Here is a 19,087-nt window from a genome sequence, read left to right as displayed (position 1 = left end):
CAGCATTCTGTCTTGCTCGCATACGGCATCTTAGCGTTCGCCTCCGAATTGAAACTGCACTTTGCCGAAGTAAGAGCGAGCGTCTCCGACAAATCCACCCACGCCATTTGCCGCGGTAAAATACCGTTCATCCGAAAGGTTGCGCACGCCAAACACGCCCGTCCAACCACGCGTCTGAAAGTTAGCCACAGCATCCGCTGTCGTATAAGACGGAACCGAATTGGTATTGAGCAGGTCTGCAAACATACTGCTTCGATTGGTGAACCCACCGGATAGCGTGAAGCTCTCGTGGCTCGCATGCAAAAGGTCGTAGCTGGTCCACAGATTAACAATGCGATTAGGAACGCCCTGTGGCCGCCGTCCGGTTGCCGCAGGATTAGAAGGATTGTCCGTCAACGATGCGTGCATCCCGGTTGCATTCGCATTCAGCTTCCATCGGCGGCTCAGCGCAAATTCCACCGAACCCTCGCCCCCCTGCGTCCGCTGGTCGTTAAAGACAGGAACATCGCTCACCAGAGAAAAAACATTATTGCGCATGACGTGAAAGGCCGCGGCTGTCACCATCACACGGTCATTCAACGCAGCCACCTTTACGCCCGACTCATACTGCATGCCCGACTCAGGCGCCTGCACGCCGTTCTGCGTGGCTTCCGAATTAAAGTTGGCAAGGTTGCTATGCGCAACACCAAAGAAGAGCGAGACACCGGGAAGAACGCGATACACCGTGCCGGCGTTCCAACTGAACGGCGTGTCATTGCGCGTATACGTACCGGGCGGCTCAATCAGCTGCCCATTGCCCAGGCTGCGGCCCGGAACAAAAATCTGCGGAGCCAGCTTTGTCTGCCACCAGTCCTGACGCCCACCGATACGAAGCTTCCAGCGCGAGGTAAGGTCAAGCTGGTCGGTTGCATACAGGCCCTCGTAATTCACGCTCAGTTGGTCCAGAAAACCGGAATGCTTTGCATCGCGCAGAAAGACAAGTCCTGCTGTTGACGTCTCAGGAACCACCGGCGCAAAGATATCGAGAATACTCGGAAGGTCTGCGGTAGAACGGTTCGCCACCACGCTTTGGTGCTGCACCTCCAGTCCCGTCAGCAGCGTGTTATGCACCGAACCAATACGAAAGCTCCAGACTGGCTCGCTTTCAAAATCGAAATCGTTCACAACATCATGCTGACTGCGAAGCGAGCGTCCCGGAAGAGTGCTCCCCACCACTGCTCCTCCATCGCCGTTACGCAGAATAGATAGGTTCCTATACATGTACGAAAACCTGTTGTTTACCGTGACAGAATCCGTAGCCTGCCAGGCATCCGACCCGGTAAACCGGCCAATCGATTGATTGCCGAACCCAAACGGCGTGGAGTACTTGGCCTCGCGCGAAACAACCGTAATCGGCACGTGGTTGTAATAAATCAGTCCCGCCGGATCAGGAGTCGATTGCAAATATCGCCCATCCGCGGCAAGCAGCAATACGTTGTGACTCGTTGTAAAGCCAATCACCGGGCGTAATTCATAATCCGCACCCGCCAACGCACGAAATCCATCCTTGTGTTGAAACAGTCCGTCCACGCGGTAGTCCAGCCCATGGATTCCTGTTGCGCCAGTAAGGTATGCGCTGCCGGAAAAAAGCCCGAACGAGCCCGCCTGAAATTGCGCTCCGGTATCAAGCCGTGGCGAAGGCGTGTAATGCACCAGGTTAATCGTGCCTCCCGGAGGTCCGCTGCCAAAGAGCGACGACCCCGGCCCTTCCAGGACTTCAACACGCTCAACGCCGTTGAGCGAATGCGGAATGCCGTTGCGCTCATCCCCATCGGAGAACCCGTCGTTGTAAATGCGAGCCTCCAGGCCGCGAATCTGGAAGCGGTCTGCAAATCCGAATCCGTCCGTCCCGCCTTGAATAACACCGCTGGCATTGCGCACCGTATCCTGCAGCACAAGGTCGCCCTGCGAATCAGAGAGCCGATGGCTGATGACGGCAATGCTCTGTGGAATATCCTCCAGCAGCGTTCCCGTCTTGCCCACCGTGGGCACCTGCTCCAGCGTCTCGGCATCTCCCTGCACAACAATCGACTGCGAGCCGGATTGCAACGAGAGCCGAACCGTCCAGCTCAGAGCATCGCTACCGGAAACATGAATCGAGGAGTTTTCGTAGCGGCCAAACCCCGGAGCCTCCACCGTCAGCGTATAGGTACCCGCCCTCAGCAGCGAAAACCGGTAGCTACCAGCCGAATCGGAAACCACATTCTGGGTGCTCCCATGACCAGCAAGAGCAATATGCGCTCCCGCAACCGCAGCCCCGGACGGGTCAAGAATCGCCCCCTGAACAGCAGCATTTTGCCCCACAGCCCCCAAAGAACAGAAAAGCAACAACAGAACAGCAAAAAAATACTGGAAACAAACGCCCAACATAGACAACCATCTCCCAAACCGCACAAAAATGCGACTGATTTAGTCGCTTTTAACAGCGACCAAATCAGTCTGAATTAAGCGAACAGGTAAGGTTGTCAGGGAAATGTCTGAAAATTGTAGCTTTTAGCGGCAAAGTCTCAAATTGCGACGTTGCCCTTCAGCGCTATGACTCGCTCTTGCAAATGAGCGCACCATTACACACTACGGCAACTTTCACCACTGCAGCACAGGCAAAAGCGCCGAATAGTCATCCGTCCACAAGCGCAGGCCGGGCTTCAACTGCGGAACAAACGCATGCGCCGCAACTTCCGGATGCGCAAGAAAGCCGGTGTTCTCCGTAACCAGCATCCACGTTGCAGTGAACTCTCCACGAGCATCATTCGCCAGCGATGTAACTCGCCGCGCCTGCATCCCTGCAGAGACCGCCAGCAACGCGATAGGCGCGCCAAGGTCCACATGCTGATTGGAGATGTGAAACGCCACAATCCCACCCGGAGCAAGGTGCCTGCGATACAAAGCAAGCGCCTGCGCTGTCAGCAGGTGCAACGGAATCGCATCGCCTGAAAAAGCATCCACCACCAGGACATCAAATCGCTGCGAATCCTCGCGAGACAACTCCGCGCGCCCATCGCCGCCTACAACTTCAACCTTCGCACCCGACTCGCGAATATAGGTGAAGACATTGCGAGCAATCGGTTCCACGGCAGGGTTGATCTCATAAAAACGTATGTGGTCGCCCGGCTGCCCGTAAGCAGCAACCGTCGCTGCCCCTAGCCCAATCACGCCAACATTACGCGAGTGCCCTTCGCAGCAAAAACGCAGCGCCAGCCCCACGCCAGAATCCCTCGCATAATACGTAGTCGGAGTGTGCCGCAACTCATCCGTGGCAAATATCTGCGTACCGTGCTGAATGGAGCCATTGCTCAGCGTCCGCAGCGTGCCTCCAGGAAAGCTATGGTCCTGCTTCACGCGCAGGCTGGCATAAAAATTGCGCACCGCAACCATCGTCTGGCGCTGGCTTGCAATGCTGAGCCATATCACCAGCACCGCAAGCATCACGCTGGAAGAAACCCAGATGAGCCGTTGATTCCAACCACCATTCCACGTAGCGGCCAACGCCAGCAATGCCGTCGCAAAAAACGTAATCGCAAGATCAAAATCAAACCGAAACAGCAGCGGAAAAGCAATGCCAATCAGAAATGACCCCGCTGCTCCACCAGCAGCAAACAGCAGATAGAAGAGCGTCGCATCCGAAGTCTGAGCAGGACGCAGCGCAACCGCCCCCGCATGCAGAAAGAGCCCGGCGAAGAATAGCTCCACGAGAAAGAAGAGGATAGCAATGCGCATGGGAAGCGTCGCTTCCGTCTGCGTCAGCAGATAAGCAAGCGCCGCAAGCATCACCAGCAGAAACCGCGCCACAACCGCATGCTGCCCAAGCCGTGGAAACTGAAACGCCACAATCAGCGTAAGCAGATAAACCGCCAGCGGAAGAATCCACAGCAGCGGAATTGCTGCGATGTTCGCGATGAGATGGCTCGTAACAGCGCTCAACTGCATCGCCCCGCCCATCGGCAGCAAAAACCACAATGCCTTCGTAAACCGCGTAACCGAAGCCGCATTCTCTCCCGGCTGCACAGCCTGTTGCGAATCAAGCGAAGCCGCATGCGCCTTCTGCGCCAGCAGCGCAGCCAGCACCGCAAACACAACAAAACCGCAGCACCACACCACGCGCTGATTCCGCAACGCAAGATGCGGCTCAATCAACGTTGGATACAACCCAAGCGCCAGCAGCGAAGCAAGATTCGACAACGCATAGAGCCGATACGGAACGTTGCCCGTCTCCAACCGCGCCCACCACACCTGCATCAACGGACTGGTCGCCGCCAGCAGTAAAAACGGAAGCCCAATCGAAAGCGAGAGCGCAACAAAAATCGTGAGCACAGGATGCGCGGAGCCGGATGCAGTCACAAGCGGACGCACTGCCCACACAACTGCCGAAGCCGCTCCCAGAGCCAGAAGCAACAGGAACCCCACCCGCTGCGGCCTCCGCGAAAGCCAATGCGCATACAGGTATCCCGCCAGCAAAGCGCACTGAAAGAAGACAAGACAGGTAATCCAGATAGACGCGCTGCCGCCAAGCACCGGCAACAGTTGCTTGGCCACAATTGGCTCAACAAGAAACAGCAGAAAAGCGGCAAGAAACACAATGCTGCGAAACAACAGGCGCAAACCCGGCATCTTCTTCCCAATACGCTTTCGAGTCGGAACGCTTCGAACTCACGCGTAGCGTATCAGCGCTCGCCGCAATTCCTGGATTATCGAACGCGCGTATGGTATCACCGCGAGTCTGAAATCTCCCCATGCTGCCCTTCGCGCAGCATCTGGATTGCCTGCCTGTAATCGAGCGTGTCCGGCACAGGCCGGAAGTGCGTCTCCTCCTCCACCGTGTCAAAGCTACGCACCTTGAAGAGCACACGCCCGCTCATCGTCATCTTGAAATGAACAATGCGCCACACACCGCCGCCCACATCTGCCTGATCAATTGCCACCGAACCGCCCTTGTAGAGCCTTCCCAGCACACCCCAGCCAAAATCCACGTCTTCCTGCAGACGGCCTTCCAGATGCGCCACACGTGCATGCTCGGTATCAATCCAGATTTCGCCCACCATCTGCGTCAGCACGGTTGTCTCTAAATCCGGCGGGTTGAACTTCGGATTTGGCTTAAAAGTGTACCGCTCCACCGAACCAGAAGCGCCAGCCGCAGGCCCGGCATCCTGGTAGAGAAACGCCTTAGGCAGCGCCTTCAGAATTTTCATCGCGCGCTCGGTATCGGTATCTTCCTGCTGCTTGCGATGCCTCTGTTTTCCGGGGTCCGCCAGCAACGCATCAAGGCGAGCATTTTCCTTCTGAGCATCTTCCGCAGTCGGCGCTGCGCCATTCACCTGCACCAGCAGAGCAACCTGTCCATCCTTCGTCTCAACCAGCTCTTTGATAGTGGAAAGCCGCGGGCTTGTCTTGTGCAGCCGGTAGCGCATGGGATGCGACGTATCCCGCGCCGCCACAACCTCAGCCTGCAGTGCGCGGCTCACAAGCGTGGAATCTGCCTGCTGAGCTGCCAAGGCACTCTGTCCGGGGAAAACCACCAAAAGGGATGCAGCAAAAAGCACCCAGATTGTCTTGCCAAATAGGTCGTGCATCCAGTCTCGAATCAGAGCTGCCGTAGCACTCGCAGGTACACGATGCGCTCAGAAAATTAGACGCGAAACCGAAAGCCACGTTTCAGAATCTTCATACCCCGCTCCCACCGGGAACCACTTCGGGAATAGAGCCCCACAGTGTATAAATGGCACAACACTCTCTTCAGTCTGGCCCCGCACCCCGCAAAAACCCGCTACACTGGAGTCGAGATTTTTAGAATCATAGATCCGGAAGGATTGGACATGGCCATCGACAACACCCCTGCGCGAATCGGCAAGACCATCGTGGTTCGCGGCGAAGTGAAAGGCGCCGAGGATTTGATTATTGACGGGCGCGTGGAAGGCACCGTGCAATTAGGCGAAAACCGGCTCACCATTGGCCCCAGCGCCAACGTAGCCGCCGACCTTGTGGCCAAAGACGTTCTGGTTCAGGGACAGGTGCAGGGCAACATCAACGCCACCGGCCGCGTGGAACTGCGCGCCGGATGCCTCGTAGAAGGCGATGTGCGCGCGCTTCGCCTGGCGATTGAAGACAACGCAGGCTTCCACGGCAAGGTGGACCTGACGCAGGGAGCCGGCGGCAGCAAGCCGGCCAGCGCGCCCGCCGAGCCCGCAGCAACGCAAGCAACTCTGGGCCTCTAACCATTCCGGAAGAACAAGCTAGATGGACCGGCGCTCATCGTCAGAAGCGCCGGCCAGCAGTTCGCACTTCCACAACCCGCCGGAAGCAGCAATGCTTCCGCCAACGTTGATTCCAAAGAAAATGAATTCGCTTGTACTCTTTCGCCCTTTTTCGCTGCGTTTGCTTCACAGCATCACTGCCCATCGAGGATTTTGAAAGTCATGCTGCGTTGGTTGGATAAACGAAACTCACGAGAAGCCGAACCGATTCGCGGTTTCACCGGCCCGAAAGTGGCACGGCACTCCGGCGGCTGGGCGGCTCTGCGGAAGCGGCTGGAAAGCGAGCCCGGACTGCGCGTTTTGGACATGGGCTACACCTCGCCCACCAACATCAATTTCCTCACCAATCTTGGTCACAGCGTCAACATGGCTGACCTGGTGCAGGACGCTGTAAAAGGCGACTGGCAGCGCGGCACGGACGAGGACGGCAAGCCCATCTACGATGTAGAAAGCTTCCTTAGCACCACGCTCGAGTTCGGCGAAAAGAAGTTCGACGTCGTGCTCCTCTGGACCACGCTCGACTACCTGCCGGAAGCCTTTGTTGAGCCCGTCGTAAAGCGCCTCGGCGACGTTATTAACCCCGGCGGCTCCGTGCTGGCCTTCTTCCACACCCGCACGCAGGGCGAAGAGACCACGCACTGCCGCTACCACGTCACCCCCACCGACGATGTGGAAGTGCAGATGGCCGAGCAGTTCCCCATCCAGCGCGCCTTCACCAACCGCAGCATTGAAAAACTCTTCAGCGGCTGGTCCGGCCACCGCCAGTTCCTCGCCAAAGACAGCGTCTCGGAAGTGCTGATGACGCGCTAAAGCGGGTCAAGGGAACAGGGAATAGAAAACCAAAGCCCCGCCACAGCGGGGCTTTCTTGTATTTTCACCCCACATCCTAACCGTAGCCACTTTTAGGTAGGCGTGAAGAACCAGCTTTTGCATTTGCAGTTGTTTTCTACTCCCTATTCCCTGCTCCCTATTCCCTACTCCCTGCCCTTAAAACGGCAACCAGGGCTGCGTCTCCACCACCTGCACCGCTGGCGGCGCGTTCGTAATTCTCTGCCCCAGCTTGTACTCATTGCGCAGTGACTCCACAATCGCCCCCACGCGCTCACGGTACTCCTTCGAGACAAACGCATTTTGCCCATAGCGCATCTCGTAGCTCTTTTCCAGCGCCGGAAAATTCTCCCGCACAAACTGGAAAAACGTAGGCTGCGAGCACGGCTTCAAAAACAGCGCCCCCGCGTGAAAAAAGCTGGCGCCCGCCTCAGCAGCAGCCTTCGCCACCGCGCCAATCGACCGCCGCGAATCCGTAATCCCCGGCATCAGCGGCGAGCACATCACGCCCACACGCAGCCCCGCTTTCCGCAGCTGCCGCACTGCCTCTATCCGCAAATCCGGCCTCGGTGCGCGCGGCTCCAGAATCCGCGCCAGTCGCGTGTCCATCGTCGTGATGGTGATGTGTGCCGAAAACATATTCCGCCGCGCCACCTCCCGCAGCACGTCGATATCCCGCACCATCAGTACCGACTTCGAAATAATCCCCACGCGAAACCCACCCACCTCCGCAAACACCTCCAGCAGCGACCGCGTAATTCTCTGCCGCCGCTCCAGCGGCTGGTATGGGTCCGTCGCCGTGCCAACCCCAATCTGCGTCCCCGGCTTCAGGCTACGCAGCTCCTGCCGCAGCAGCCATGCGGCATTCTCCTTGAAGTAAATCTTTCGCTCAAACTGCTCCGGGTCGCGCAGCTCCAGGAACTCATGCGTATACCGCGCATAGCAGTAGCGGCAGCCGAACTCACACCCGCGGTACGGGTTAATCGCATGCGAAAACGGCGTCCCGCGCTTCGACGTGACTTTGCTCAAAATTGACCGCGACTTGAGCGGACGGTACTCGGTCAAACAGCCGGTATCGGCCAGCGGAGCCTCCGCCGCCGTACGTGCCAGCGGGCTGATGCGGTTGTCGTCAAGAATCGGAAAGAGGGTTTCAGAATTCGTGGAGGAAGTATTCATGGGGAAGCGACCTCATATTCGCTTTTTATTCTCCTACCCGGTCACAGTACACTTGCGCGAATCCGCCGTCAAGGGTGATTCTGTGGAAGCTTGCCGAAAAGAACGAGCCGGCAACTCCTACCCTCACCGCCGCGAATCTGCTTTCATCTTTCGCGGCAAACACAAGATTTCAATAACCTTAGATATCGGAGAAAAACATGGCTGCACCCGACAGCGTCAAAATCACCTGGCTTGGCCACGCAACCGTGCTGTTCCAGACCGCCAAGGGCATCACCATCCTCGTGGACCCCTTCATCGAGCACAACCCCAAATACCCCAAGGGCTTCGAGCTACCTGAAAAGATCGACTACATCCTGCTGACACACGGCCACGGTGACCACATCGCCGACGCCGCCCCCGTAGCCAAAAAACACCACGCCACCGTCGTAGCCATTTACGAGCTGGCCAACTACATCGCCAAGCAGGGCGTAGAAAACACCATCGGCATGAACCTCGGCGGAACCGTGCAGCTCGGCGACGTAGCGGCCACCATGGTTGAAGCCAAGCACTCCTCCGGCGCAGAAGATGCCAACGGCGTCCAGTACGTCGGCATCGCCACCGGCTTCGTCCTCACGCTCACCGACGGCCCCGTGCTCTACCATTCCGGCGACACCAACGTCTTCGGCGACATGGAGCTAATCGAAGAGCTCTACGAGCCCGATCTCGCGCTCTTCCCCATCGGCGGCCACTTCACCATGGGGCCAAAGGAAGCCGCGCTCGCCACCCTCTTCACCGGCGTCCGCACGGTCCTCCCGCTGCACTTCGGAACCTTCCCGCCACTCACTGGCACCCCCGCCGCACTGCAGGAAATCCTCGAAGACAAAGCCGAGGTCGTCGATTGGACCCCCGGCGAGTCCTTCTCCCTCTAGCCACAAACCCCATCCTCGCGGCAGAAAAACCGCAAAGATGGGGTTCAGCCCCTCCCTGAAATACCGCCACTCACCTCTAGAGCCTTCCCCGCCTATTCCATTTCATCTCGGAAAAGTGAAAAGCTCGACAAGCTCCCTCACGCGCTCTTTCTGGCGGCTGAGCGGAAATCGCCTGGTTCTCGTCAGCGCAGCGATACCATGCAGGCTAGCCCAAAACAACTCCGTTCTAACCTCCGGCTTCAAGCTCTGCCCCTGAAACAACTCTAGAAGCTGGGAAAACGCGAATCGAAGCTCTGGAGGAGTGGCAGCATCATCGAATGCCACACTTAAGCCGAGCGAAAACATCGCCTCATACAGTGCAGGAAAAGACGCCGCAAACTCCAGGTATGCGGCCGCGACCGATTCGACCACGTTTCCACGCTTTTCCCGTTTTCGTGCCTTCTCCAAAGCAAGGCCCATCTCCTGAAAACCCTCGACGGCAACCGCAGCCAGAATCCCCTCACGGCTTCCAAAATGAGCGTATAAAACAGGTTGGCTATAAGCAATCTCGTCGGATAGCCTCCGAACGGTTACGCTGGACCACCCTTCCGACTCCGCGATTCGCCGTGCGGCACCAATAATCTGTGCGCGGCGGGCCTGCTTGTCGCGCAGTTTTCGTTCCGCAATTCGGTTTGCTGCCAGTTTTTTCTCCATCGATAGAAATTATAGCGATGCTATATTTTTATGTCACGCGCTGAATCTTTCCCAAACTCCCCACATCATATCTAGCATTGCTATATTTTCTAGGAGAAAAACATTTCATGCATAACGCTATACCGCTTTCTCTCGCTGCCCTCATCGTCGTGGGGGTCAATGTGATCGGTTCGCTCTATCTGGTATCTCCCGCAAGGATCTTAGGGTCCTTTGGCCTTAAGCCACCTGCATCCGATGCCGATACTCATGCTTGGCTACGCCTGAAGGGAATTCGTGACGTCGCATCGGGCTTGGTCGTGCTGGCCTTAATGGTGACCGTCAACAGCCAGACGCTAGGCATCGTTCTACTCGTTTATTCCATCATCCCCCTTGGCGACATGTTCATCGTTCTAGGATCGGGCGGGTCGAAGTCGCGAGCGCTCTCCATTCATGGCGTAACCTGCGCGGTAATGCTTGTCGCCGGCCTCTTATTGATCCATGCCATTTGAAGACCGTTCTTATCCACTGTGAAGGTCGGATCACGATCAGCCATGCCAGTGTTGTCGGCCAATCGATCTTTGATACCGACCTCAACCCCTTCATCGCCAAAGTAGTTTTACCCCAAACCTGCACGTATCCTCTCCACACGCATAATCGATATACTGGCCAGTAAGGATTTTTCACCCACCAAAAGGAAGTTCCGTGCATTTCGAATCCGATTTTGAGCGCGATCTCTTCACGCTGCGCCAGGAAAAGCTGCAACAAATCGAAGCGTTGGGCCAGGCCAGGTTTCCCAACCAGTTCCAGTTCTCGCACACTATTGCCGAGATTCGCGCAAAATACAACGACACAGCCGCCGAAGCTCTCGAAGCCGGTAAGCCCGCCGTCGCCATCGCAGGCCGCATCATGGCCATCCGCGCACAGGGCAAGGCCGGATTCGCCACGCTGCAGCAGGAAGGCCAGCGCCTGCAAATCTACGTCCGCCTCGACGCAGTAGGCGAGCAAGCCTTCGCGCTCTACAAGCTCCTCGACCTCGGCGACCACATCGGCGTCAGCGGCTACCTCTTCCGCACCCGCACCGGCGAGCTGACCATCCACGTCGAAAGCCTCAAGTTCCTCGCGAAAGCCATGCTTTCGTTGCCCGAAAAATTCCACGGCCTGTCAGACGTGGAAATGCGCTACCGCCAGCGCTACGTGGACCTCTTCACCAACCTCGACAGCCGCGAAGTCTTCGTCAAGCGCGCCAAGGTGCTCCGCGCCATCCGCCAGTTCTTTGACACCCGCGGCTACCTCGAAGTGGAAACGCCAATGATGCAGCCCATCGCCGGCGGCGCAGCGGCGCGGCCATTCGTCACGCACCACAACACGCTGGACATGGACCTCTTCCTGCGCATCGCGCCGGAGCTATACCTGAAGCGCCTCGTAGTAGGCGGCCTCGACCGCGTGTACGAAATCAACCGCAACTTCCGCAACGAAGGCGTAAGCACGCAGCACAACCCCGAGTTCACCATGCTGGAGTTCTATCAGGCCTACGCAAACTACCATGACTTGATGCAACTCACCGAAGACCTGATCACCTTCGTAGCGCAGGAAGTAAACGGCACGACGAAGACGGTCTTCAACGATGTCGAAATCGATCTAGGCAAGTGGACGCGCTACGCCATGAAGGACGCTATCATCGCGTACTGGCCCGAAGAAGCCGGAGCAAAGCCGTCTGTCGAAACTTTCTCTAGCGTAGAATCGCTCACCGCACAACTCGAAACAGCAATCACCGCGCTCGCAGCAGCCACCGCCGAAGGCAGCGCCATCGAGGCCGAGCGTCGCAGCGATATCAAGACCATCCGCGAAGCACTCTTCGCCGTCAATCTCGATGCAAAGAAGAACGCGCCTTTAGGCAAGCTGGTTTACAACGTCTTCGAGGCAGTAGCCGAGCCGTTTCTGGTTCAGCCCACAATCATCTACGACTACCCAACCGTAGTCTCCCCACTCTCGAAAGCCAAACCCGACGACCCCGAACACGTCGAGCGTTTCGAGTTCTTCGCAGGCGGTTTCGAACTGGGCAACGCCTTCAGCGAGCTGAACGACCCCGTAGAGCAGCACAAGCGTTTCGAAGAGCAACTAGCCGAGCGAGGCCGAGGCGACGACGAGGCCCACCAGATGGACGAAGACTACGTCCGCGCCCTGAGCTACGGCCTCCCGCCCACCGGCGGCGAAGGCATCGGCATCGACCGCCTCACCATGCTGCTAACCGGCTCGCGCTCAATCCGCGACGTAATCCTCTTCCCGTTGATGCGCTCGCAGAAGACAGAAGCAAGCTCGTAACTGCAAGCTCTTAGCTGTTAGCTATTAGCTTTTAGCCCGGCAGTGGTAGAACGAACTTTCGGGCGAAAACAAGCATTGCAAAGCGCACATGAGCACAGCTCTTCGCACTTGCACAAACAAGCTAAGAGCTAAAAGCTAATAGCTAGGAGTTGTACTTGAACATTCTCTTCATCGGCGACATCTTTGGCAGCGCGGGACGCAAGATCGTCGCCGAGCACATCGACCACCTGCGTGAAACCTACGCCGTGGACCTCACCGTCATCAACGCGGAAAACGCCGCCGGCGGCTTCGGCGTAACTCCGGCCATCGCAGAAGACCTCTTCGACCTCGGCGCGGACGTGCTCACCACCGGCAACCACGTCTGGGACAAGCGCGAGCTCATCGACTACCTCAACGAGGGCGCCAAAGACGCCAGTTCCAATGGCCGCCGCGTCCTGCGCCCCGCCAACCTGCAGCGCAAGCTGCCCGGCTTCGGCGTCTATGAAGGCGTAACGTACAACGGCATCTCCTACGCCGTCATCAACCTCATGGGCCGCGTCTTCATGAACGGCACCAACGACCCCTTTGAAGCCATCGACGACCTGCTCAAAGGAATCACCGCCAAGGTTATCCTCGTGGACTTCCACGCCGAAGCCACAAGCGAAAAAGTCGCGATGGGCTGGCACCTCGACGGTCGCGTTACCGCTGTCCTCGGCACGCACACGCACATTCCCACGGCAGACGAGCGCATCCTGCACCACGGCACCGCCTACCAGACCGACGTAGGCATGAGCGGCCCCTACGACAGCGTCATCGGCGTAGATAAGGATTTAGTGCTGAACCGCTTCCTCACCGGCATGTCTGGCAAGTTTGAAGCCGCCAAAGCCAACCCCAAGCTCTGCGGCGCACTCATTACCTGCGACGCAGCAACAGGCCGCGCCTCAAAAATTCAGCGCATCATGCTAGGCGAATAAAAGAAGCTACCGTTATTTCGGAAATGTCGGCGACACAGCCCTCGGCGTTGCCAATACCACTGGCGGTATGGAATTTCCAGGAAGGTTCTGCATCCCGCCAAGGTTCCGAGCGTTGCTCAGCACAGTCCGCTCTACAATCCGAGCCTCTTCATCCCCGATTCGCCGCCGCGTGGCCTTTTTCAAAATGCCCTTGCGGTCAAAGACCATCGTCCACAGAACCATGTGCCGATTCCCAGTAATGAAATCCACACTGGCCTCTCCGCTGTACGCAATATGAAGCATCGGCGGCCGCGCCAGTTCAACGGACTCCGCATCTGGCCCGCCCGTGCCGGCAAGCGCAGCGTAACAAACAGCCATCGAACTCCAGTCCGGTTTGGTATCCGGCGCAAGATCCGAGCGCTCTTCCTGCAAAATGTGGTTAAACGCACCAACCGTAATCGCACTCACCGGCGTAGGAGACCATAGCGAATATCCCCTGCGCAGCAGCGGAATGAAACGGGTCTTGCCATCTCCATAACGGGGAATGGAAACCGTAAACGCACTCTCATCCCCCGCGCCATTATTGCGGTTATAGCGCAGGAAAAGATGTCGCGGAAAGCTCCGGCAAGCCACCTGGCTGTAATTCCACTGTCCGCTCGACAAATCGAGCGCCTGTATCGCCGCACGCTCTCGGATCGTAGACTCCGCATTCGCCTCAAGCAACTTATCCTGCTCCGAGATCACGGACTCCGGCCGGATTTCCACGACATGCGACGAAGAAGAGGTGTCCAGAGAAAACGGCGCGTGCGCACCAAGCCCGGGAAACCCGCGCTCCTCGCGCTCCTTCAACGGCTCAGTAGACGGAACCACGTGCTGCCTGGAAATATCTGTCGAAGGAACAGGCGTTTGCGCAGCAATGCGGAAGCCGGAAGCGAAGACCAGAATAAGCGAAAGTATCCCGTGGCGCACCATTGTAGATAGACTACCGGAGCCGCCCCGCAAGTTCAAAGAAGCCTCGCTCATCCAGCCGTGGCCCCATACCCAAAAAGTTCGGCACCAATGGCAAAGGGCAGCCACAAGGGCTGCCCTTTGTTGTTTCCAGAAGCAGAGTTGTCTTACTTGCCGTGCGGACGGTGCGCCGGAGAAGGCTTGCGAGCCGGAGCAGCCTTCTTCGCTTCCGCCGGAACCACTTCGCCGTCGCGCATGATGATCTGCGCGCTCGCCGCCGTGGTGTCTGTGGCAGGCACCTTGGTGTAGCTGTCAAACGTGCCGGCAAGTTCCGCAGCCGGAGGAGCCTTGAATTCAAAGCCCTTGGCATACTGCGCAATCTCGGCATCCGTCAGCGGCTTCTTCAGGTTCACCACAAAGTCGGCAACGTTCGAGGCCTTGGCGTCCTGCGTAACGGCAACCTTAATCTGGCTGGCCGTAACCTCAATCACCGTTGCGGGAATGCCCGTGGTCTTGTCCTTCAGAACAGCCCACATCTTGTCCGCATCTTCCTGCGTGCCGAGGGCAAGGACGGTCTCCTTGTCTTCAAGCGCCAGCGTGTTCAGGTCCGACGTGGAGGCAACCAGATCATGAATCTGCTCTGCCGGGCTCTTGGCTGCAGTGATAGCAAAGCTGTCCGGCGGGAAAACCGCGGAAGCGGACTGTTGCTTGATGGCATCCAGGCCGTCCAGGCTGCCGTGGAACTTCTTGTAGTAGTACTCCAGCTTGGGCTCAATCTGGGCCTTGTAGTTCGCCGGAGCAAAGTTCCATGTACGGGCGAAGAACCAGATGGCGCTCTTCAGATCCTGCGCGGAACCGGGTACGGAATAAGCCTGTGCCAACAGCAGCGTGTCATTCAGGCCGGCGGTCTGGCTTTCCTGATCGCTGTAAAGCTTGAGCTCGGAGACATATTCGCTCTGCGCGGTCTTGTAATCCTTCTTCACCGTGGCATCGAGCGCAATGGTCGAGTGATAAAGGGGATAGGCGCTCTTGGTCTGCGTAGTCCAGTCAGCATCGCTGGTGGCGGCAGGCTTGGCAAGGGTAAGCCCCTTCTGCGCAAGCGCGGCGGCGTCATCGCAGGTCTGTGCGTCCTGGGACTTGGCGCACTGGCCCTTCTTGATGATGACGGAGATGTAAACGGCCCGCATGTTGTCGGGGTCCACCTGCAGCAGGCGGCTGGCGGCATTGAGGGCGTCATCCTGGTCCTGCAGATTTGCATAGGTGGTCAACAGGTCATTCAGCACAATCTGCTTCACAACCGTCTGAGGATAGGTCTTAAGAAAGCTCTCCTCGGCCGCGGCTTTAGCCTTGGGGTCGCTCTGTCCAGCAGCGCTTGAGTAAGCGGCGTACTCGGCTGGATCCTTGATCTGGATGTCTTGTGCACGAAGCGCAGGCGCCGACACGAAACTGAGTCCGGCGAACGCCGTTGCGGACGCAAAGAGAAACTTCTTCATTCAGTGCTCCTGGGAAATACCTTAGTAGGAATTAATTCTGCAAGCACACGCTCATCCAAAAGACTACCGTCTGCTGCCCGCGGTTGAGGACCGGGGAAGTTCCACGGCTTCCATTGCGGTGTTGGAAGGATTATAAAAATCCTCGCCCGACCTGACAAGCGAATCTCGCAAGCAACTCATTTTCTGTTCTGCCACAACCTGCACATGCCCACCTGGAGCGGGCTTATACCGGCTTAGACACCGGGAAAAGAAAAAGTGTTCCTCACAACTATTTTGGATGCTCAAATCGGCAACACACGTTAAATGGCAGGTAAAAAAGAGCACGGGTGCGGGGTATAGAGTTCAGGGTTTTAGATAAAGGACAAAAGCTATACAAAGACCGTGTGCCCACTCATACGCAGTCTCATCGTACATGGGCAAGGTGTATCTACAGCTTTTGTGTTTATAGTTTTTGCTGTTTATCTAAAACCCTGAACCCTAATACTCCGCACCCTGTCTTACTGCAGCAACCGCACCAAATCCGTCTGCTCCGCAAGAAACGCATCATGCCCGTGGTCGCTGACCATCTCGCGATAATCCACGGCAACGCCCGCCCGGCGAATCGTCTCCGCAAAGCGCTTCACATCCGCCGCCGGAAAAAGCCAGTCCGTACTTATACCGATGAACGTCAGCTGCGCTTGAATCTTGCCAAATGTCTCTTCCGAGGAGTTCCCCCCGCGCAGCGGGTCCCACGTATCCATCGTGCGCAAAATCGCAAGATACGAGTTCGCCTCGAAGCGCTCCACAAAGCGCCTGCCCTGCTCGTCAAGATAGCCGGCAATATCAAACCGCCCGCCAATCAGCCCACCGCCAAAGTCATCCAGCCCCCACGGGTTTTCCCCGTTGCGGTTGGGATTACGCCCATAGCGCTCATCAAACAGCGGCCCGGACTTATAACTAAGCATCGCAATCTGTCGCGCCAGTGAAAGCCCGCTCCGTGGCGGCTTTTGCGGCGGATAGTTGCCATTCAGCCAATCGGGATCTTTGCGAATCGCATCGCGCTGCAGGTGGTTCAACGCCAGCCCCATCGCACCCAGCGGGGCCACGCCAATCACCAGCGCGCGTTCAACTTTTTCAGGAAAGAGGATGGTCCACTCAAGGGCCTGCATGCCGCCCATCGAGCCGCCCATAACCAGGCGAAGTTTGCGGATGCCGAGGGATTGAAGAAGTTTGGACTGTGCGTGAACATTATCGCGAATCGAGACGAGAGGAAAATCAGCTCCATAGGGCTCGCCGGTTTCAGGATTCACCGACGACGGCCCCGTGGAGCCATAACACGATCCCAGTAGATTCACGCAGATAACAAAGTCATGCTCCAGCGACAAAACCGCGCCCGGCCCAAAGACCTCTGGCCACCACTCGCCCACAAGCGCCGAACCAGAAAGTGCATGGCACACCAGCACCGCGTTGTCGCGCTTCGCATTCAGCCGGCCATATACCGCATAGTGCAGCGTAACGCCGGACAGAGCGCGCCCGCACTCCAACAGCAGGTTCTCGGGCAACACATAATCGCCCTCGTAGGTGGGCACCGGCGTAGGCGTGCGCGCCTTCGCGGCAGAAGACTTCTCCACCTTCTCCGCGACCACAGGCGAGGACTCGTCCGTGGATAATTCAGGCTGCGCGCCCTTCACGGCGCCCTGTTTCCTATCGGCCATTCCTTTTATTATCTCGCAGAAACAGTTTCCGTAGAAGATGCTGAACCCGCTGTTGCTGTTACGGAACTTGGCACGTGCCCATTCGCCGCCTCAATCGCCCGGTCCAAATCGGCGATGATATCGCGAATATCCTCAATCCCCACCGACAACCGAACCAGCTCCGGGGTAACTCCCGTCCCCGCCTGCTCTTCCACGCTCAGTTGCTGATGCGTCGTAGAAGCCGGATGAATCACCAGCGACTTCGCATCGCCAATATTCGCCACCAGCGAGAACAGCTCCAGCGCATCAATCAGCTTCTTCCCTGCCTCATACCCACCCTTAATACCAAATGTCACCAGAGCCCCCTGGCCATCCGGCAGATACTTCTTCGAGCGCTCGTAATACTGGCTCGACTCCAGCCCCGGATAATTCACCCACTCCACACCCGGATGCGCCTCCAGGTGCTTCGCTACCGCCAAAGCATTCTGCGAGTGCCGTTCCAGCCGCAGGTGCAGCGTCTCAATCCCCTGCAGCAACAGGAACGAGTTAAACGGCGACAGCGCCGCGCCTGTATCGCGAAGCCCCTGCACACGCGCCTTCAAAATAAACGCCAGCGGACCAAAAGCCTCCGTGTAGTTCAACCCGTGATACGAAGGATCAGGCTCCGTAAACTCCTTAAACCGCCCATTCGCCCAGTTAAACTTGCCCGCATCCACAATCACGCCGCCAATCGTCGTGCCGTGCCCGCCCAGAAACTTCGTGGCCGAGTTCACAACAATATCCGCGCCATGCTCAATCGGCCGCACCAGCGCCGCCGACACCGAAGTGTTATCAATCACCAGCGGCACACCCGCCTCATGCGCAATCGAAGCAATCCGCTCAATATCGACAACATCGAGCTTCGGATTCCCCAGCGTCTCCGTATAAACCGCGCGCGTCTTCTCGTTAATCGCCGCCTTCAGCCCGTCAAAGTCATCCGCATCCACAAACTTCACAGTGATGCCAAGCCGAGGCAGCGTGTAGTGAAAGAGGTTGTACGTGCCGCCATACAGCGAAGTTGTAGAAACAATCTCATCGCCCGCAGCCGCCAGCGTTGTAATCACCAGCGTCTCCGCCGCCTGCCCCGAAGAAGTCGCCAGCCCCGCCACGCCGCCTTCGAGCGCCGCAACGCGCTTCTCAAACACATCCGTCGTCGGATTCATGATGCGCGTATAGATGTTGCCAAACTCTTTCAGCGCAAACAGCCGCCCCGCGTGGTCGGCATCCTGAAACAGGTACGAAGTGGTCTGGTAAATCGGCACGGCGCGCGAACCGGTAGCAGGATCAGGCGTCTGCCCGGCGTGAACAGCAAGGGTAGCTAACTGGCGTTTCTCTTCCGACATGAAACTGACTCCTCTATGCAATCTTCTGTTGGCGATTTTTTAGTACCGGGGTCGTGGGGATCGTTAGAAACCAAAAGGCCCGCATCCTACCTGAGGACCGGGCCGCTTCACTTCTTCCGATTCGTCTGCGCTTACCGCATTCGCATCTCAGGAGCCAGGCGGACAGGTCCTATCCTCATGCACAGACACATGTACATGGTGGAAACCGCCGCAATCAACTCAAAAGCAAAGCGCATGGATGGAAGTATCTACGGCAGGCCGCCCCATGTCAATCGCAAACCTGCGCGCCTCAGGTCCATGCTGTCAGGAATCTGGGCTACCACAAAAGCAGATGTGTCATCCTGACCATAGCCGTTTTTCACCGGGGTCCCCAGCGAGCGATTTTTGCCCGCTGGGGTGGAGAAGGAGGGAAGGATCTGCTTTTGCTTTTCCCTCCCAATCCGCCACAAAATCGGGTGGCCCAGGT

Annotated in this window: 16 protein-coding genes; 7 read left to right on the top strand and 9 right to left on the bottom strand. The window is 57.6% G+C overall.

All coding sequences use genetic code 11. From position 1 onward, the window contains the following. Window positions 1–30 precede the first annotated feature (30 nt). Entirely contained in the window at window positions 31–2,352 is a 2,322-nt protein-coding gene (locus tag AC5S3R_RS20375; RefSeq protein WP_494269049.1) for a TonB-dependent receptor domain-containing protein, read from the bottom strand. Between AC5S3R_RS20375 and AC5S3R_RS20370 the strand changes: the two genes are divergently transcribed. Next, entirely contained in the window at window positions 2,257–2,487 is a 231-nt protein-coding gene (locus AC5S3R_RS20370; protein WP_494269050.1) for a hypothetical protein, read from the top strand. The two genes, AC5S3R_RS20375 and AC5S3R_RS20370, sit on opposite strands and share 96 nt — an antisense overlap. Before the next feature lie 135 nt (window positions 2,488–2,622). On the opposite strand, the gene AC5S3R_RS20365 is transcribed toward AC5S3R_RS20370, so the two are convergent. Both AC5S3R_RS20365 and AC5S3R_RS20360 read right to left on the bottom strand, forming a co-directional pair. Then, the gene (locus AC5S3R_RS20365; protein WP_494269036.1) at window positions 2,623–4,647 is read right to left on the bottom strand and encodes a spermidine synthase; all 2,025 of its coding nucleotides are present in this window, start codon (window positions 4,645–4,647) and stop codon (window positions 2,623–2,625) included. Window positions 4,648–4,745: 98 nt separating this feature from the next. Next, entirely contained in the window at window positions 4,746–5,606 is an 861-nt protein-coding gene (locus AC5S3R_RS20360) for a hypothetical protein (RefSeq protein WP_494269035.1), read from the bottom strand. Between the two features lie 243 nt (window positions 5,607–5,849). Here AC5S3R_RS20360 and AC5S3R_RS20355 point away from each other — a divergent pair, with 243 nt between their 5' ends. Both AC5S3R_RS20355 and AC5S3R_RS20350 read left to right on the top strand, forming a co-directional pair. Then, window positions 5,850–6,248: a bactofilin family protein gene (locus AC5S3R_RS20355; RefSeq protein WP_494269034.1), complete on the top strand. Its 399-nt coding sequence runs from the start codon at window positions 5,850–5,852 to the stop codon at window positions 6,246–6,248. Window positions 6,249–6,449: 201 nt separating this feature from the next. Then, the gene (locus AC5S3R_RS20350; protein ID WP_494269033.1) at window positions 6,450–7,097 is read left to right on the top strand and encodes a class I SAM-dependent methyltransferase; all 648 of its coding nucleotides are present in this window, start codon (window positions 6,450–6,452) and stop codon (window positions 7,095–7,097) included. A gap of 177 nt (window positions 7,098–7,274) precedes the next feature. Here AC5S3R_RS20350 and AC5S3R_RS20345 read toward each other — a convergent pair whose 3' ends face one another. After that, window positions 7,275–8,291: an SPL family radical SAM protein gene (locus AC5S3R_RS20345; protein WP_494269032.1), complete on the bottom strand. Its 1,017-nt coding sequence runs from the start codon at window positions 8,289–8,291 to the stop codon at window positions 7,275–7,277. A 197-nt stretch (window positions 8,292–8,488) separates the two neighbouring features. Between AC5S3R_RS20345 and AC5S3R_RS20340 the strand changes: the two genes are divergently transcribed. Continuing rightward, a complete protein-coding gene (locus tag AC5S3R_RS20340; protein WP_494269031.1) occupies window positions 8,489–9,199 on the top strand; it encodes a metal-dependent hydrolase in 711 nt (236 codons plus the stop codon). 102 nt (window positions 9,200–9,301) lie between these two features. On the opposite strand, the gene AC5S3R_RS20335 is transcribed toward AC5S3R_RS20340, so the two are convergent. Further along, a complete protein-coding gene (locus AC5S3R_RS20335; protein ID WP_494269030.1) occupies window positions 9,302–9,892 on the bottom strand; it encodes a TetR/AcrR family transcriptional regulator in 591 nt (196 codons plus the stop codon). Between the two features lie 107 nt (window positions 9,893–9,999). On the opposite strand from AC5S3R_RS20335, the gene AC5S3R_RS20330 reads away from it, so the two are divergent. The 3 genes from AC5S3R_RS20330 (at window position 10,000) to AC5S3R_RS20320 (ending at window position 13,146) form a co-directional block, all read left to right on the top strand. After that, window positions 10,000–10,380, top strand: a complete 381-nt coding sequence (locus AC5S3R_RS20330) for a DUF4267 domain-containing protein (RefSeq protein WP_494269029.1) — start codon at window positions 10,000–10,002, stop codon at window positions 10,378–10,380. Between the two features lie 193 nt (window positions 10,381–10,573). After that, window positions 10,574–12,193: a lysine--tRNA ligase gene (locus tag AC5S3R_RS20325; protein WP_494269028.1), complete on the top strand. Its 1,620-nt coding sequence runs from the start codon at window positions 10,574–10,576 to the stop codon at window positions 12,191–12,193. A gap of 155 nt (window positions 12,194–12,348) precedes the next feature. After that, window positions 12,349–13,146 carry a TIGR00282 family metallophosphoesterase gene (locus AC5S3R_RS20320; protein WP_494269027.1) on the top strand — a complete coding sequence of 266 codons (798 nt, stop codon included), beginning with the start codon at window positions 12,349–12,351 and terminating at the stop codon, window positions 13,144–13,146. Between the two features lie 12 nt (window positions 13,147–13,158). Here the strand turns inward: AC5S3R_RS20320 and AC5S3R_RS20315 are convergent, their stop codons facing one another. The 4 genes from AC5S3R_RS20315 to AC5S3R_RS20300 all read right to left on the bottom strand — a co-directional run bounded on the left by AC5S3R_RS20315 (window position 13,159) and on the right by AC5S3R_RS20300 (window position 18,621). Further along, window positions 13,159–14,097, bottom strand: coding sequence for a hypothetical protein (locus AC5S3R_RS20315; protein WP_494269025.1), 939 nt, complete (start codon window positions 14,095–14,097; stop codon window positions 13,159–13,161). A 143-nt stretch (window positions 14,098–14,240) separates the two neighbouring features. Continuing rightward, a complete protein-coding gene (locus tag AC5S3R_RS20310; RefSeq protein ID WP_494269024.1) occupies window positions 14,241–15,566 on the bottom strand; it encodes a hypothetical protein in 1,326 nt (441 codons plus the stop codon). A 497-nt stretch (window positions 15,567–16,063) separates the two neighbouring features. Then, entirely contained in the window at window positions 16,064–17,260 is a 1,197-nt protein-coding gene (gene metX, locus AC5S3R_RS20305; RefSeq protein WP_494269023.1) for a homoserine O-acetyltransferase MetX, read from the bottom strand. An 8-nt stretch (window positions 17,261–17,268) separates the two neighbouring features. Then, window positions 17,269–18,621: a homocysteine synthase gene (locus AC5S3R_RS20300; protein ID WP_494269022.1), complete on the bottom strand. Its 1,353-nt coding sequence runs from the start codon at window positions 18,619–18,621 to the stop codon at window positions 17,269–17,271. Between the last annotated feature and the right edge of the window lie 466 nt (window positions 18,622–19,087).

The sequence above is a fragment of the Occallatibacter sp. FHG110214_02 genome (genome assembly GCF_059115385.1).
This window is presented reverse-complemented; position numbering and strand designations above follow the sequence as displayed.